The sequence below is a fragment of the Polaromonas naphthalenivorans CJ2 genome, from assembly GCF_000015505.1.
Lineage (GTDB): Bacteria > Pseudomonadota > Gammaproteobacteria > Burkholderiales > Burkholderiaceae_C > Polaromonas > Polaromonas naphthalenivorans.
The window spans coordinates 22,468-38,182 of the sequence record NC_008761.1 but is presented as its reverse complement, the minus strand read 5'-3'; the positions used below and the strand labels follow the sequence as shown (position 1 = coordinate 38,182).

At 58.2% G+C, this 15,715-nt stretch carries 13 protein-coding genes; 10 read left to right on the top strand and 3 right to left on the bottom strand.

All coding sequences use genetic code 11. The features are described from left to right. The first annotated feature begins 103 nt into the window (after positions 1 to 103). From PNAP_RS24525 to PNAP_RS24510, 4 genes are all read left to right on the top strand, one after another. Positions 104 to 5,533 carry an NACHT domain-containing protein gene (locus PNAP_RS24525; protein WP_011798570.1) on the top strand — a complete coding sequence of 1,810 codons (5,430 nt, stop codon included), beginning with the start codon at positions 104 to 106 and terminating at the stop codon, positions 5,531 to 5,533. A 519-nt stretch (positions 5,534 to 6,052) separates the two neighbouring features. Then, entirely contained in the window at positions 6,053 to 6,634 is a 582-nt protein-coding gene (locus PNAP_RS24520; RefSeq protein ID WP_011798569.1) for a recombinase family protein, read from the top strand. A gap of 85 nt (positions 6,635 to 6,719) precedes the next feature. Beyond that, positions 6,720 to 7,361: a hypothetical protein gene (locus PNAP_RS24515; protein ID WP_011798568.1), complete on the top strand. Its 642-nt coding sequence runs from the start codon at positions 6,720 to 6,722 to the stop codon at positions 7,359 to 7,361. A 7-nt stretch (positions 7,362 to 7,368) separates the two neighbouring features. Continuing rightward, positions 7,369 to 8,556: an XRE family transcriptional regulator gene (locus PNAP_RS24510; protein ID WP_011798567.1), complete on the top strand. Its 1,188-nt coding sequence runs from the start codon at positions 7,369 to 7,371 to the stop codon at positions 8,554 to 8,556. A 255-nt stretch (positions 8,557 to 8,811) separates the two neighbouring features. Here the strand turns inward: PNAP_RS24510 and PNAP_RS24505 are convergent, their stop codons facing one another. Genes PNAP_RS24505 through PNAP_RS24495 form a run of 3 tightly spaced genes read right to left on the bottom strand, consistent with a single transcriptional unit; the run spans position 8,812 to position 10,608 of the window. Further along, entirely contained in the window at positions 8,812 to 9,576 is a 765-nt protein-coding gene (locus PNAP_RS24505; RefSeq protein ID WP_011798566.1) for an ImmA/IrrE family metallo-endopeptidase, read from the bottom strand. Next, positions 9,566 to 9,982: a hypothetical protein gene (locus PNAP_RS24500; RefSeq protein ID WP_011798565.1), complete on the bottom strand. Its 417-nt coding sequence runs from the start codon at positions 9,980 to 9,982 to the stop codon at positions 9,566 to 9,568. The genes PNAP_RS24505 and PNAP_RS24500 overlap by 11 nt, the downstream gene beginning before the upstream one ends. Further along, positions 9,979 to 10,608, bottom strand: a complete 630-nt coding sequence (locus PNAP_RS24495; protein ID WP_157040563.1) for a hypothetical protein — start codon at positions 10,606 to 10,608, stop codon at positions 9,979 to 9,981. Before PNAP_RS24495 ends, PNAP_RS24500 begins: the two co-directional genes overlap by 4 nt. Before the next feature lie 332 nt (positions 10,609 to 10,940). Between PNAP_RS24495 and istA the strand changes: the two genes are divergently transcribed. The 6 genes from istA to PNAP_RS24470 all read left to right on the top strand — a co-directional run bounded on the left by istA (position 10,941) and on the right by PNAP_RS24470 (position 15,592). Beyond that, positions 10,941 to 12,479 carry an IS21 family transposase gene (gene istA, locus PNAP_RS24490; RefSeq protein ID WP_011797945.1) on the top strand — a complete coding sequence of 513 codons (1,539 nt, stop codon included), beginning with the start codon at positions 10,941 to 10,943 and terminating at the stop codon, positions 12,477 to 12,479. Between the two features lie 41 nt (positions 12,480 to 12,520). Then, a complete protein-coding gene (istB, locus tag PNAP_RS24485; RefSeq protein ID WP_011797944.1) occupies positions 12,521 to 13,252 on the top strand; it encodes an IS21-like element helper ATPase IstB in 732 nt (243 codons plus the stop codon). Between the two features lie 328 nt (positions 13,253 to 13,580). Further along, entirely contained in the window at positions 13,581 to 13,781 is a 201-nt protein-coding gene (locus tag PNAP_RS26585) for a DUF2188 domain-containing protein (protein WP_011798563.1), read from the top strand. A gap of 57 nt (positions 13,782 to 13,838) precedes the next feature. Then, positions 13,839 to 14,093: a hypothetical protein gene (locus tag PNAP_RS24475; protein WP_011798562.1), complete on the top strand. Its 255-nt coding sequence runs from the start codon at positions 13,839 to 13,841 to the stop codon at positions 14,091 to 14,093. Positions 14,094 to 14,134: 41 nt separating this feature from the next. Then, on the top strand, positions 14,135 to 14,413 hold the full coding sequence (locus tag PNAP_RS26580; RefSeq protein WP_011798561.1) for a hypothetical protein: 279 nt from the start codon (positions 14,135 to 14,137) through the stop codon (positions 14,411 to 14,413). Positions 14,414 to 14,536: 123 nt separating this feature from the next. Continuing rightward, entirely contained in the window at positions 14,537 to 15,592 is a 1,056-nt protein-coding gene (locus tag PNAP_RS24470) for a hypothetical protein (RefSeq protein WP_011798560.1), read from the top strand. Positions 15,593 to 15,715: the final 123 nt, after the last annotated feature.

Sequence of the window (15,715 nt, the reverse complement as noted above, 5' to 3'; positions counted from 1 at the left end):
GCCCGCACGCAGGAACCTTTAGATTGCCTGAACGACTGCTGACCGATGCCGCGAAGCGTCGCAAGTGGGGCGATGATAATCCGACGAGACTTACTGACAACGCATGACATCATCTGAACTTACCGGCGGTACCGGATTTACCTACGAAGACGCAGTCGCGGCGCACTACCTCGCGGCGATGGTCGGTGGCACGACGGCGGCAGCCCTCGACGCGAGAGTCGTGCAGCGGGTCGCTCAGCAGCAGGCGGACTTCGGCGAACCGCTCGACGACGTGATCGTTGATGCCGTCTCCTTGGCGGATGGAACGGTCATGCGGCTGTCGCTGCAGGTCAAGCGTTCGCTCACCATTTCCGGTTCGGCGACCAACAGCGACTTTCGAGATGTGATCAAGCGTAGCTGGCAGACACTGCAGAAGCTCGACTTTCGCGAGCAGGTGGACCGCGTCGGGGCGGTCACGGGGTCGGTGGCAGAAGACCCGTCCCGAGCGTTCGCGGCGGTGTGCGAATGGGCGCGGGCTTCGGACACGACTGCGGCCTTCATGCATCGTTTTGTCGATGGCGGGAACGCTTCGGCCACTCATAGCGCCGTGGCCGAAGCGGTTCGCGCGATTGCGCAGGACACAGGTGCGCCGCTGTCCGACGATCAACTGCACCGCCTGTTAGCACACTTGGTGCTGATCCGGTTTGACTTTCTTCACGCGGGATCAACGTACGAAGCGGAGACGATCGCCAGCCTGCAGCGCGCCCTGGTTCCGGGACAAGTGGGGCGTGCCGGCGACCTGTGGAATGTGCTGCGCCAGTTCGCGCGCGATGGCGCGGGCTGCAGCGCCGTGCATACCCACGCATCACTGGTGCGCGCGCTGGCTGGCTGGCGCTTCACTGGGGCGCCTGCATTCGCCGGCGACATGCAGACGCTGCGCGAAAGCACGCGCCACTGGCTCGACCAGCAACCCGATGACATCGGTGGCATGCACCTCGCGCGCCAGACGTTGCGCGATGAGCTCGCCGAGCAAATGGCGACCCACCGCCTGACGCTGATCAAAGGACTACCCGGTACTGGCAAGACGGTGTTGCTGCGCGACCTAGTGCAAGGCCTCGTCGCCGATGGAACCACCTTATTCCTCACCGCGAACCGACTCTCCGGTCGCTGTTGGTCCGAGCATGCCCGCTCCATGGGCTTAGCGAATACCTCGATCGAGCCACTGCTCGTTGAGGTCGCGGCCACCGGTCATGCAATGCTGCTGATCGATGGTCTTGACCGTATCGCACCGGAACAGCGCGCGATCGTGAACGACTTGCTCGGCCAGCTTCTGACGAACCCGGCACTTTCCGACTGGCGCGTGGTCGCCACGGCGCGGGACGCCGGCATCGAGCCCCTGCGTAACTGGGTGCCTCCTGCGCTGCTCGCTAGCAGTGGCGTGGGTTATGTTGATGTGGAGAATCTGACGGACGAAGAGGCGAGCTCACTCGCCGATTCGCTGCCTGCGTTGCAGCCACTCCTGACTGGAGGAAACGAGCGCGTGCGCACACTGGCACGTCGTCCGTTCTTCGCTGCAGTGTTAGCACGGGGGCTCTCGCGGGCTGCGTACCCGTCCGGGTTTTCGCCTCAGTCGGAGGTGGACCTCGTGGAGGCATGGTGGAAGCGGGGCGGCTACGACGCCCATGCGCCCCAGGCCCTAGCGCGTCAGCGGGGGCTGATCGAGCTTGCTCAGCGCAGCGCGCCCGACCTGGGCCGCAATGTCCGCATCCGTGACCTGTCGGCGGCGACGCGGGACGTGCTCCCAGCGCTGGAGGAGGACGGCCTGGTACAGCAGGTACGTACGGGTCACATAGCGCAGTTTAGCCACGACATCTTCTTCGAGTGGTCGTTCCTCCACCTGCTGCAGGATCAGGATGATGACTGGATTGCGGCCCTGACCGTGGCCGGTGAACCGCCGGCCCTGGCGCGGGTGGTGGAGCTGTTGTCGCAGGCAACCTATCCAATTCCTAATCAATGGCCGCTCGACTTACTCGCGCTTGAGCGCGCTCAGGTGAGGCCACAGTGGTTGCGCGCCTGGCTCGTGGCGCCCGTTTTTAGCCCACGCTTCGCCGAGCACGTCGACATATTCGCTGCAGCATTGGCAGCGAACGAACACCGGCTCTTCGGAAAGCTCTTAGTGTGGATGCAGGCCGAGAAGACGACACCCAACCCCATGGTGCTTTCCGGAGCCATCGGCGGCGATCTCGACGCCGCAGCGCGTATCCGTATCGCAGACTCACTAGGCTGGCCTTCAGACTTCGCGGCATGGCGCCGCCTGCTCACGTGGGCGATCGAGCAAGTTGATTCGATCCCGGACAAACACTTGGGTGACCTCGTCACGCTGTTCGAAACCTGGCAGATCGCTTTTGCAGACTACCCCAACCCAGTGTCGCAGCGTATCGTGGCGCAGTGCGCAACCTGGTTGCACGCGATCGAGGATGAGCATGCGGACCGCCGGTTCAGGTACAGCAGACCGGAAAACGATGCAACGCCGTGCCCGCGCGCCCCCACTCAGCTGGAGACGGAGCTACGCGCGTTGGTGCTGCGCGCAGCGCGCGCTTACCCGGATGTGGCGAAAACCTATCTCACGAAAGTCGAGACAATTGAGCGCTGGGCCGATAGTGCATTCCGCGAACTCATGACTTACGCGCCGGTGCTGGCGCAGACGCATCCTGCGCAGTTCGCGCGGGTAGCCCGGCGCTGGCTCATGATGGAGCTACCGGACGACACATCGGCACGATGGCATCGCGAAGCGCGTGAAGAGGGGCGCCGGCGTGAGGAGGCCGAGGCGATCCCGCCGGAGAACCGATCGCGATGGGACAAGCTCGCGCTCTCGAGCATGTCGATCATGCACCACTCGTTCTCCCAGCACGACTGGGACCGGTTGTCAATCGGCGGCGACCACCAGGGCTTCTTCCCCGCCTCGCCGTTGCGCGAGCCGTTCCACTCGCTGTTCATGCACGACTTGGCGACAGCGCTCGCGCTGATCCGCGACGTGACGAACCACGCCACCATGGCGTGGCGTCAGTTACATCGCCACAGGCATGGCAACGCGACACCATTGCCGCTTGTACTGGTGTTTCCGTGGGGGCAACAGGAGTTTTGGGGAGACGACCGACACTATTTCTGGTTCCGTGGCCATGGCGGGCCGCAGGTCGTGGAGTGCGCGCTCATGACGCTGGAGCGCTGGGCCATCGCACAACTCGATGCCGGACGCCCACTGGACGAAGTTCTGCAACAGCTGCTGCAAGGGCACACGAGCATCGGCATCCTGGGGATTGCAGTGCATCTCGCCTTGCGAGCCAAGCAAGTGTCGCCATCGACGTTGGCCCTTCTGCGTAGCCTCCGGCTTTGGCGGCTCGACCTACAGCGCATGGTCCAGGAGCAGCAATTGCAAAGCGCCGGGCTGATCGGCTTCGAAAATCGAGGCACCGACTCGGCGCACCGACAAGCGGTCGCGGACAGCAACCAGATAACGTCGCGCCGCTTAGAACTGCGCGACCTCGTGCCGCTCTTTGTCCTCGGTGGCAATGCGACCCTGCGGGACGCGTGTCGCGCGGCTCTGGACGACTTCCAGAACAGGCTGGAGTTCGCCTACAAGGAAGAGGAACAGGATACCGAACATGTGGCCGAGCTGCGCCGCACGGCCGAATTATGGTCCGAACTGGGCCATATCGAGAACTACACCGCTGAGCCGGTACCCGGCCGTGACGATGTAGTTCAGATCTCGATGAGCAGTTCACGGCACGAAGCTCCCGAGGTGCAAGCGTCCCTGCAGCACCATGCGCAGGTGACGCGCGAGATGGAGTTGTGGCTGTGGGTGGACAAGTGCTTCACGTCTCGCCGCTGGGCGCCGGGCTTCTCGGTGGATGAGGCCATCGAGCGTGCAAAGGAGCTAACGGAAACGGCCACTGCAGGAAGGTCAATATCGTTTATGCCCGGCAGCGGATTCACGGAAGGGGCCATTGCGGGAACGGCAGCGGCCGTGATTTGCTTTGTCGATGCTGGCGGGAACGAGGTCTGGGCCAATGACACCATCGAAAGCTTCCGCGTTGCGCAGGACGAAATGTCCGACGACATGTTTGCCGGATCGGTGATCCCTTGGCACTCGAAGATCTTCGTGGCGCATGCGTTGGCCGCACGTATCAAGTCGGCCCGCGAATATCCTGACGATCGCGAATCACTCTATCGCTTGATCGCGCACCCGCTCGATGCGGTCTCGTTCGTTGCGCTGGCCGGTGTCGTCGGTTGCTGGGAGCGCGATGCGCGGTTCGCTTGGTGCAGCCTGAGCCTCGGGCTGCGGTTGGCGCAGCTCGTAAGCAGGCGAGATATTTACCGGCTCGACGCTGAGGTGCGGCGGCGGGTGGACGCGGACCGCCGGGCCGCGATATTGGCAGCGGTTCTCGACGAGTACCGGGCGCAAGGGCCGTTGCCTGCCTGGGTGCGTCCACGGCCTTCATGGGTCCGGGCTACGCCGGACGCTGAGAATCCGCAGGCTCTTGACGGGTGCGAGGAAGACGGGTGGCATAGTACCGACGATCTGTGGGACAGCCAGTACGCTGCGAAGGTCTTGCAGAAAGTCCTGGTGGCGGCGGTCATGGCGAGTGAGGGCCGTGCGCACTATGTGGACGCCCTCGAGGCGTTTGTCGGCTGGACCCTCGACACAATCAACCCGGCGTGGCGAACCGAGCGTCGCCGGGGGCGGGAACGTGGCGATGGAAACCTCTACGAGTGGGAGGACCAGCTGGGTCGGACGATCGCAAGCGTTGCACCCCATCTTCCCAGCGACGAGACCTTGCAGAGGTTGCTAGGACCGATTTTTGCACAGCCCGACGAGATTGCGATGCGGTTGCTCGCGCCATTCGCTTTGTCGCTGGTCTGCGGCGAAATCCTGGATGGGCCGGAGATCCGGGATGACACTCTACAGCTGCTGCAAGCCGTGCTCGAACGAACGCTGGAGCACGACGACCTGCGCCGCTCGCAGTACAACGACGGGCGCATGGGCGGCTTCCAGCTCCCTGAGCTGGTCAAGTCGCTGCTCTTCGTGGTCGTCGAGCACGCCCCCGGCGCCGCGCGTTTCGCCAACGGCCGCTGGGACGACCTTGGCCGGGTGATGCCCCTGGTCGATCGTATGGTGCGCGCCATCGGCTGGCACCCCTACGTCGCGCGCCAGTTTGTCACGCTGTGCGAACGTTCCGGTGCAGCCTACCCGGCCGATACGTTCGCCGACCAAGTGATGACGCAGATCGTCGATGGGCACCTGCCTTCTGGCTGGAAGGGCTCCTCGGTACCAGCCGCGATCGCTGCTCTGGTTCAGGCGCACGCCGACCGACAGCATCCGTTGCCAGCTGCTCTGGCTCGCAAGCTGCTGCAGGTTCTGGACGCGCTGGTCGATCTTGGCGACCGTCGCAGCGCAGCCTTGCAACAGAGCGAGTCCTTTCGTGGCGTGCGCCTCGCCGCGCCAGTCCAGTCTGAGGCGCGCTTCGCGAGAAGGGCGTTCACTTTCGGCCTGTAGATAACCAATCGCCATTGCAGCGTCATGAGCGATCAATATGACTTGAGAGCGAGCGAATAGCCTTCTGCGAATCGAGCGGCGACGTTGGGTCGGCAGTTCTCATTCGCTTTTGGTGAGAGAAGTCACCGGCGAGTCACAGCCCTCAGTCCGTTAAGGCTGATAGGTCCACATCCTCATCAAAGCCAGGTATGTGGGCGCAGCTGTCAGTCGCTTTGCAAAGTAGTGAATGTCAGTTATCGGCGACCGCCGACATTGGCAGGTCAATTCGCGCGTCAGCATTCAGTCTTTTGCAGCCATACGCGTAAATAGTCAGCTGCACAATTGCCAGTCATCATCCCGCAAGCCAAGGCTGCCGCAATTTTAAAAGTTCGTGACCGGGATAAAATATATGCAAGGTGATTGGCTCATAACTTGTAAGTTTTGAGCTAGGCTGAAAGGACGCATAAATCTAGGCTTTAAAGATACTAAAACAGGTTAAGAGCCTGGCTTATAGTTAACACACTATCTTTTGAGCCAAAAATGAGCAACATCGCCTACTACCGCGTCTCGACCTCGGACCAGAGCATTGAATCGCAGCGCGCTGCCATGGGCGGCAGCTTTGATGAGGAGTTCGACGATGTCGGGGTGAGCGGCGCCATCCTGGCGGCGAAACGGCCGGGCTTTGCCAGGCTGCTGGCCTTTATCCGAAAGGGTGACACGCTGCACGTTTATGCGGTCGACCGGCTCGGTCGCGATGCCTTGGATGTGCAGTCCACGGTCCGGCTCTTGCTGGGTAAGGGGGTGGCCGTTCACGTGCATGGCCTGGGCGTGATGGCCAAGGGCGCCGGCGAGCTGATCCTGGCGGTGCTGGCACAGGTGGCGGACATGGAGCGCCAGCGCATCGCCGAGCGCACGGCTGCCGGCCGCCAGGTGGCCCGGGAGTCGCTGACGCGCACAGGTCTCACGCACCGTGGCAAGGAAAGTCTGGGTCGCCCTGCCAAGGCCGACGCGGGCGAGGTGGCCCGGTGGCGACGCGAGGGCGGCGCGAGCCTGGCAAAAACTGCAGAGCACTGGGGCCTCTCACTGGCTACCGTGAAGCGCTACTGCGCCTGCTCACAATAAGTCGTGTGCATTTAGATAAGTTGGCTTCCGTTTTTTTAACCACAAACGCGGTAAGATTACCGGAAGTCAACTCAAGAAGCCTTCCATGCTTGAAACCATCATTTTTGCTGAACCAGAAAACGCAGATGCCAGGTTGGCTGAGCTTCAGTTGAGCCGACAAGTTTTGATTGATTCACCTGTTCAAGCCAATATGTATTTGGCGCGTATGACCTCTCATCATCCACGTCTTTATCGTTACGGGGTCATGACTGGTGAGACTGTCGCTGCGCTTCGTGACTTCCTGGTGCCCCATGGCTGGGAAGTGAGAAATGAAGGTAACTATGAGTTGGTCTTTAATCCAAAATTGAACATGGGCATTGCCGTTGCTTCCGGCAACGAAGGAACGGGCGATCGGCTGCGTATTCCATCAAACAAGAGTGAAAAAGGCCCGCGCACGGCCAAGGCTGTCAAGGACAATCAGACGGCTGATCTGTTTCCCGAAACAATGCCTACAGCGCCAGAAGGCATCGTCGCGACCGATACCTGGATATTGCTGCACCACCGTTGCGGGAACGAAATTCGGCTGGAGCTGTCGCGGCCCAACGGTTTTGATGTCACCGAGCGCTTCGTGACTGGATGGTCCGAGCGCATCTTGCTGGGCACCATCTCGCTGGACAACGATCCCATGCCCATGCCTATGCCGCAACTTCCTGAAGACGATATTGTTGTCACTCGCAAGGCAGCGTAGACCCTGAATGTTCAATCCGAAACGTTTTTCGCTGGCCAGGCGCCGGCGAGGCATGACCAAACGGGAGATTGCTGAAAGCATCGGCGTCAGCGAGCGCTCCGTATCTGCTTATGAAAAGGGTGACCAAGAGCCGGAGCCTTCCAATGTTCAGAGGATGACGAAGGCGCTGAATTTCCCGGAAGCCTTTTTCCATGCGGCGGACCCTGAAGAGCTGACCATGGGCATTGCAAGCTTTCGCTCCATGTCAAAGATGAGCGCACGCCAACGCGACTCTGCATTGGGATCCGGCTCGATTGGGCTACTGCTCAACGAATGGCTGGAAAAAAAATTCAACCTGCCCGAGCCGAACCTTCCCGATCTGGGCCGTGAGTCAGGCGTTCTGACTGGACTATCTAGCCGCGAAAGCTACGAAGACGATATTCCCTTTCCATCGAAATCGACCGCAAATGCACCAGAGGCGGCGGCAGAGGCGTTTCGGTCGCACTGGGGCCTGGGCGAGTTGCCTGTCAAAAACATGATCACCCTTTTGGAGTCAAAGGGTGTGCGCGTTTTCTCCCTGGCCATTGATGCCAAGGAGGTTGATGCGTTTTCGATGTGGCACGGCGGCAAGCCGTTCATGTTCCTCAATACGTTCAAATCGGCCGAGCACTGCCGGTTCGATGCTGCGCACGAACTCGGGCACCTGGTCCTGCATCGCCATGGCCAGACGCAAGGGCCGGAGTTGGAGCGCGAAGCCAATGCCTTTGCCTCGGCGTTTTTGATGCCCAGAAAGAGTGTGCTGTCGAACGCACCGCGCGTCGCCACCCTTCCAGGGCTGGTGCGCGCAAAACACTATTGGAAGGTTTCGGTCGCCGCTTTGAATTACCGGCTGCATGCGCTGGGCATGACGTCGGACTGGGTCTACCGAACGCTGTGCATTCAACTGGCCGAAGCGGGCTACCGCACCAAAGAGCCCGAAGAGGCCACTCACGAGAAGTCGTTGATCCTTGAGAAGGTATTCAAGGCACTGCGCGATGAGGGCGTTTCGAAATTCGACGTGGCTGACGAACTACTGATTCCCATTGAGGAAATCAACGCATTGACGTTTAACCTCATGCTGAACTTGTTGAGTGGCGGCCGCAAAGGCAGCGATCCTGCTACCGAAAAGGGACGTGGTGCAATTCGCCTGGTTCACGTCTCGGACGCTTCGATTTAGCCTGTGAGCCATTGCCCTCATGGGGCGCTTCTCATCAGGCATCAAGTCTATAGTTATAAACTTCGACCTTACAAGAGGCCATACCGGCGCAAAAACGACCGCTTGACTCAGGTCAAATCGATTGGCAAGGCCACTCAAGACTACACAAAATCCGTACGAAAAACCGTGTTGGATGGATGCGATGACTGGAATTGTCATTTCAAAGGTTTCCGACATCGGAATGGCGGCTGGTTGACACGACTGCTTGTTCTCGGCCTACTTGAAAAGTGTGATGATTGTTAGTACCGTAGCGTCTGGTAATTTGATCGATTGCGAGTTCACTTCGAGCCGGAAGACATCTCGACCGGATATCCATCTGCTGGCTGACTCCCGCTTGGATTTGCTCATTCCCATCACCCCGCCGAAGGCCATGCGAAAGGCGTCTGTATCCTGGTGAAGTTCAGAAGTCACATAGAACTCGGGCGAACAAGCAGGGCTTCTTTGATGCCATGCGAGTCGGGTCTGGTTGTGGCACACCACAAAGGCTGGAACAGTTGCTTGTTTGACTAGCTTAATTGCCGCTGCGGTCAAGCTGGCGTTGAAATCCTTCGCCAATAGCGACGCCACATCCAGATTAACCTTGCGATCCTTCATCCAGGGCTCAACCAGGTAGGTAGGCAAGATGAGTTGACTGGCGTAACTATTGGCATCTGCTTCCACGGACCTTGCTATGGCATTCTGTGGCCCAATGTCCTCCTTTGCGCACAGAAACGATCCGGTCTTACGATCACAGATCCAGTGGGCCAGTTCATGAGCCAATGAGAAGCGCTGTCGTCCATCATTACTTGCTGAATTGACGCTGATGATGGCGTTTTCGCCTCGCGCAACAAGCCGAGCCTCGCAGCCACCGAGCGGCCGATACTTGACTTCAGCGCCGTTGTCGTTGGCGATGGCATCCAGATCGATATGACTCGAATCGGTGACCCCATACCCCCAGAGCAACCGTTCAGCTGATGACAATCTGGAAAGATCAACGTCCATAATCTTCTGGTTTGATCGCCCCCATGCTCACCAGATCGTCATAGAGGCTCCGCCAGTCGGCCTCTGTCTGCTTCTTGCCATCGCGAAAAGCCAGTCCAAGGCTAGGGTCCGTTTGAAATATCCCGTGAACGAGTTGTTTGATCGCTTCCACCGATAGGTGAAGTGATGAAAAGGGACGAGCGCTGGCGCTTGGGCGCATCCGCTCCTTCGCTCGGGCGAGACGTTGGCGCTGGGCGCTGGCGACGGCTTCGCGCATGGTTGTCTTGACTTGCATCGCTACCTTAGCCAAATCGTCTCCATCTTCGAGTGCTTCTTGCCGCAATTGCACGTCTGATGTCGCCATCAGGTCTTCCAAGGCGGCGTCGCGAAGCGCCGCCATTTCTGCGCGGGTCTTTTGTGTGTTCATTGTGCTCTCCTGCCTGGGAACAAATTCTCCAGGCCGCGTCGGAGACGTCTCCGGGCGGTTTCGTATTGGGTTTGGTTCATCTCCCCCAGCTCGCGGATCTCCGCTGGGGTCAGCCCATCTTTGTGGCCCATGATGATCAGCGTGACTTCGTTGTCATCTGCAAAGCGGGCATCGATTAGCAAGGCATCCGTTTTTGCACGATCTTGTCTATTTTCGGATTCCTCCCACTCAACGGCTTGACTGAGTACATCCGAATGGCAATAGCCAAAACGGCCGAGTGCCTCTTCCACCGTGGCACCTTCCGCAGCCATTACCTCCAGGTGATCCGTTTTCTTCTGAGCGGCAGACTGTCGCGAGTCGTCAGCCAGGCCTTTAAGCGTCTGGATCATATAGGCCATAAATGGAACATCCTTAGGCCAATGGCGACCCTTACCGCCATTGGCGGCGCTCATAGTTCGGACCATCGCCTCATGAACCAGTTCCATCGGATCTTGGTATTCCGTACCTGCCAAGCAGATCATTGATGCTTTTCGAAGCCTATAGCGGTCTTCGTTGCTGAGAGCTTCAATCGCTTGATGCACATCCTCAGGTGTTGCGTTGTTATCGGGTTGGTCATCGAGCTTCAATCTGTTCCCCTGTCTTATTGATCTATGCGGAGCAAGACGCAGTATCGGACACATGCTAGTGGCAATGTCCGGGTTTTTCCACTGCTCCGCATACATAAGTGAGCAGCAATTCCGCTGTGACAGGACTTACGCAATGAGCACCTGCATATTTCAGTCCATCGTGGACGGTGTTTCAGGCTGATCGTGGACGCGATTTCAGCGTGATCGTGGACGGCATTTCAAATTGATCGTGGACGCTGTTTCAAACTGATCGTGGACGATATTTTGGGGGGATACGGGCAAGTGATTTCTTAAACCCGGCATAGGCTCGACGCTTTTTCGCGAAAGAGTCCATGCCAACCAACAGAATCACCATGCGCCAAATCCGAGAATCCCTGCGCCTGCACCTGCAGGCCAACCTGAGCTACAACGAGGTAGGCCGTAACCTCAAGATATCCAAAAGCGTAGTCGGCAAATACATGTCACTGGCGCGTGTGGCCGGTGTTGACTGGTCCGTTGCACAAACCTTGAGCGACCAAGAGCTGGAGGCCAAGCTGTACAAGGCAGCGTTACCGCGCAACAGCAAACAAGCACTGCCTGACTTTGCCCAGATACACACTGAGCTCAAACGCGCCGGTGTCACCCTGCAACTGCTGTGGGAGGAATACGCCAAGGGCAACGACCTGGCCTTCAAGTACACCAGCTTTTGCGTCAAATACCGGGAGTGGGCCATGGGGCTGAAGCGCTCCATGCGCCAGACCCATATTGCCGGTGAGAAACTCTTTGTTGACTACGCCGGTCAAACCGTCCCGCTGATTGATGCCGGCACCGGCGAAATCACCAAGGCACAGATATTTGTGGCCACCCTTGGCGCCTCCAACTACACCTTCGCCTGTGCCACGGCGCGCCAGACCACAGCCGACTGGATTGGCGCCCAGGTGCTGGCATTGGAGTATTTCGGTGGTGTGCCACGCCTGATCGTGCCAGACCAAACCCGCTCCCTGATCAAAAACCCGTGCAGCTACGACCCGCAGAACAACCGTCTGTATGAAGAATTCGCCGCCCACTACGGTTGTGCCCTGCTGGCAGCAAGGCCGGCTCACCCCAGAGACAAGCCCAAAGTCGAGAACGCCGTCCTGGTCGTTGAACGCTGGATACTGGCACGCCTGCGTAATCGCAAGTTCTTCAGTCTCATGGAGCTCAACCACGCCATTGCGCTGCTCCTGAACGATTTGAACCAGCGCGCCTTCAAAAAGCTGCCCGGCAACAGGCGCAGTGCCTTTGAGCAGCTTGATGCTCCAGCCCTGCGTCCACTGCCGGCCAAACGCTTTGAGTTATTCCGCTGGAAATCGGCCAAGGTCAATGTCGACTACCACGTGGAATTTGACGGCCATTACTACAGCGTGCCCCACACCCTGGTGCGCACCACCGTGGAACTGCGCGCCAGTGACACCTTGCTGGAATGTTATTCCTCCAACCAGCGCGTGGCTTGCCACGCTGTCAGCCCCAAGCGCGGTGCCCACACCACCACGCCTGAGCATATGCCTGCGTCGCACCGGGCGCATCTGGAGTGGACCCCGCAAAAGCTCATCGACTGGGGCCTGCGCATTGGCGTGAGCACCGCAGCGGTGGTGACCTGGCAGCTTGAACACCGCGCCCATCCTGAACAGGGCTACCGGGCTTGTTTGGGCTTGCAGCGCTTGGCACGCGAATTCACGCCGGCCAGGCTGGAGGCGGCCTGCACCCGAGCACTGGCCATTCGCTCCCTTACCTACCGCAGCGTGGCCTCCATTCTCAAAACAGGCTTGGATCGTCAGCAAAACCTGCCCACCATGACACCGGGCGCGCTCCCGGCGCACGACAACATCCGTGGCGCAGATTATTTCCACTGAACACACGCCTACCCAACAAACCAAACACGACAGGACAGACCATGAACGAACAGACCCTTACCCAATTACGCAGCCTGCGCCTGGATGGCATGGTGCGCGCCATTGAAGAGCAAGCCACCAGCATCGCGGTCAGCGCCCTGGGTTTTGATGAAAGATTCTCCCTGCTGGTGCAGCGCGAGGTGGCATGGCGCGATGAGCGCCGGGTCGAGCGTCTGCTTAAAGCCGCCAAACTCAAAGTGAGCTCAGCCTGTGTCGAAGATATCAATTGGCGCGCCAGTCGCGCACTTGATCGCGCCCTGGTGACTGCCTTGGCCGGGGGTGATTGGCTTCGCAATGCGCAGAATCTGCTGATCACCGGTGCCACCGGTTGTGGCAAGACCTGGCTGGCGTGTGCCTTGGCGCATCAAGCCGCTCGCTTAGGCTTCTCGGTGCTGTACGTGCGCGCCGGGCGGCTCTTTGATGAACTGCATGTCGCCCATGGTGATGGCAGCCTTAATCGGCGAATGAGTCAACTGGCCAAGCTTGATTTACTGGTGATTGATGACTTTGCCATTTCTCCAATGGGCGCGCCCGAGAGAAACGATTTGCTGGAGGTGCTCGATGATCGGGTGGGCACGCGCTCGACGTTGATCACCAGTCAATTGCCGGTAAAAGCCTGGCATACCTATCTGGACGATCCAACGCTGGCCGATGCCATTCTCGATCGTGTCGTGCACAGCAGCCACCGGATTGATCTCAAGGGCGCCACGCTGCGAGATCCGAATACAAATTGATTGCCTTGCCCACTCAACACCGTCGGGCGTCAACTTGGTAATGCATGGGTACATGCACAACCGGGGGGCCTGCCGGCGGCCCTGGCAGGGGCCTAAGAAATTAGAAATTCCAGACACAGGAAACCAGAAGGCAGACTTCAGGAATCAAAAGCCATCGCTTCGCGCCTGCCCATGGCGCGCTGGCATTGCGATGTTTGAGATACATTAATTCCTCGCTTGCGCGCATCCCTGCGCGTCCACGATGGCGCTGAAACATCGTCCACGATCAGTTTGAAACAGGCGTCCACGATCGCTGAAATACGCAAGCACCAAACGCAATCAGCATGTCGTGCCGCATCAGGACGGATGGGCCGTTCGTGGCGCGGGAGCTGAACGGGCGACAGAGACTTTTGACCGAAAAACCGACGCCGTTCAACGTGGACGGGAAATTTCCCAAAACCAAGGTACCGAACTGGTGATCCATGGCCGTGATGGTCAGATCCAGTCCAAGGACAGCCACGGTCACGACCCCTTTCCTCCCAAAGGCTGAGACAAGAAAACAGGCCTCCACTGAGGCCTGTTTATTCCATCAACACAAGGAAATCAGATGATTGATATCAAGTTTGAAATCGGGGGGCGACGTGTCGATCCCCGCAACATGCGCGATGCACTGGAAGGAGCCATGTTGTCTGCTGTCCAGGATGGGCTCCGCAAGAAGGTCGGTTCCTGCCGATGCCCGGACCATGGCCAAGCGCCCAAGCTGTTGGGCAAAGGGCGCAGCCTGGACAAACTCAATTTTGAGGTAACAGGCTGCTGCGAGAAGGTTATCGAGGAAGTGAAGCGCAAGCTCGGTTCAAACTGAAATTTTGAGTTATTTAAACATCAAGGCATAAGGAGTTAGGAATGAAAATAAATTTCGCCCACATCCGAGAACGATCAACCTCGGGCGGATGGATCAATTTTGCGGTCTTCGAAGCAAACTCGACATCTGGATCAGATTCCGCCAATGCGCAGGTACTTGCCGATCTGACGAACAAGACCCAATTGGCTGGATACAAGATTGATCAATCTGCACTTGCTTTCATGAGACAAGGGCGCCTGACGTTCTATGGAACGAAGAACCTTGTGGACTATCTTTCAAAACAAAGACTGCCATCGTGGACTCATTCGATCACTGTGTAACCGTCCTTGACGCTGGTTGCTTCCAAACAACTCAAGTTCGAAAATCACAAGAAAATGGGTGGATCAAACAGATGTGATTCATAATGAATCACATCTGTTTTTTTAATTGATTCAATTTAACCCATGCAACTACCTAACTTCCGAGATATTTTGTACCGCTTGACCTCGCAAGCGACCCACCAGGCGCTGCAAAACAGTGCCAACACTGACGATGCAACCTATAGGTTTCCCGTTGTGGTGCGTTCGCAAACGCGCGCTTTTTTGGAGGCTCAGGCCACTGCTTTAGGCGCATCTATGGCTGGACTGTCTGGAAGCATTCTCGACTCAGTCGCAGCATCGCAGATCGAAGCCGTTGCTTATTCCAGCGAGGGCATTACGAGCCGGTTTTATCTCTTGCTTAAGGAGCATGGCCTTTCTTTACCGGCCGCAGCTGAAGTCTTGCGCGAACTGCGCATCACTGCGGGTGATATGAGCGCTCCAGCTGTTTTACTGGAAAAGCTCACAGTTCAGAATATCGAGTGGATATCCAACCACTTCGGCGTTTCTTACGAGTGGCTTGCCGGTTCCAGTGACAATGCGATTCCGTTTCGTCATGGCACTTGGTACAAATCTCAGATTGCCGGTGCGCATCGCTTGGTTGAGTTGTCGCAAGGTGCTGATTCGGTAAATTTTTGCCTTGTGCGTAGAGCAGGGTTTGAATACGAAAATGACAGCGCTAAGACCTATGAAGCGTCAAGGCCAAACGCGGCTGAGCCTGAGTTCTATCCTGTGGTGCGGACGTGGCACCGGGCTGGGCCACAAGAAGAGTATGAAACTTTCGAAGCGTGGGATGTCGGCCGTTGGAACTACTGGCGTTGCCGTGAACACATCAAAATCGTGGTGTATTTTGCCACCCATCTTGCGCGGCTGCCATCCCTTGATATCCGTGTTTCAGGCCTCACGCTCGATCCGAAGACTTTCGCCTCGTTGAGCGAAGGCAAGATTTTGCTCCCGACGATTTTCAGATCATCAGGAGCAATTCAGTGGCACCCTGATGATTTTGTGGAACCCTCTTCGCACGTAGCGAAGGATCCGGCTGAGTGGCGTCGAATTTTATCCAGTGCTGATTACGCCAGTGACTTCAAGGCATTTTCAGGGCTTTTGCAATCTCTGGAAAAGGCTAAAAATCTTGAAAATTGAACTGCTTTTCGGCATTTCCGGCCTTTTCCGCGAATGCCATCAGGACCAGCAGGACAAAACGTCTGCGTAAACAGACCCGTATATAAGACTGCAACTCCGTTGAAGCTTCATGCTGCTAACACT

Bases quoted from the DNA above. Each gene is read 5' to 3' on its own strand.
- PNAP_RS24525 (WP_011798570.1), top strand. From the start codon at position 104: ATGACATCATCTGAACTTACCGGCGGTACCGGATTTACCTACGAAGAC.
- PNAP_RS24520 (WP_011798569.1), top strand. From the start codon at position 6,053: ATGAGCAACATCGCCTACTACCGCGTCTCGACCTCGGACCAGAGCATT.
- PNAP_RS24515 (WP_011798568.1), top strand. From the start codon at position 6,720: ATGCTTGAAACCATCATTTTTGCTGAACCAGAAAACGCAGATGCCAGG.
- PNAP_RS24510 (WP_011798567.1), top strand. From the start codon at position 7,369: ATGTTCAATCCGAAACGTTTTTCGCTGGCCAGGCGCCGGCGAGGCATG.
- PNAP_RS24505 (WP_011798566.1), bottom strand. From the start codon at position 9,576: ATGGACGTTGATCTTTCCAGATTGTCATCAGCTGAACGGTTGCTCTGG.
- PNAP_RS24500 (WP_011798565.1), bottom strand. From the start codon at position 9,982: ATGAACACACAAAAGACCCGCGCAGAAATGGCGGCGCTTCGCGACGCC.
- istA (WP_011797945.1), top strand. From the start codon at position 10,941: ATGCCAACCAACAGAATCACCATGCGCCAAATCCGAGAATCCCTGCGC.
- istB (WP_011797944.1), top strand. From the start codon at position 12,521: ATGAACGAACAGACCCTTACCCAATTACGCAGCCTGCGCCTGGATGGC.
- PNAP_RS24475 (WP_011798562.1), top strand. From the start codon at position 13,839: ATGATTGATATCAAGTTTGAAATCGGGGGGCGACGTGTCGATCCCCGC.
- PNAP_RS26580 (WP_011798561.1), top strand. From the start codon at position 14,135: ATGAAAATAAATTTCGCCCACATCCGAGAACGATCAACCTCGGGCGGA.
- PNAP_RS24470 (WP_011798560.1), top strand. From the start codon at position 14,537: ATGCAACTACCTAACTTCCGAGATATTTTGTACCGCTTGACCTCGCAA.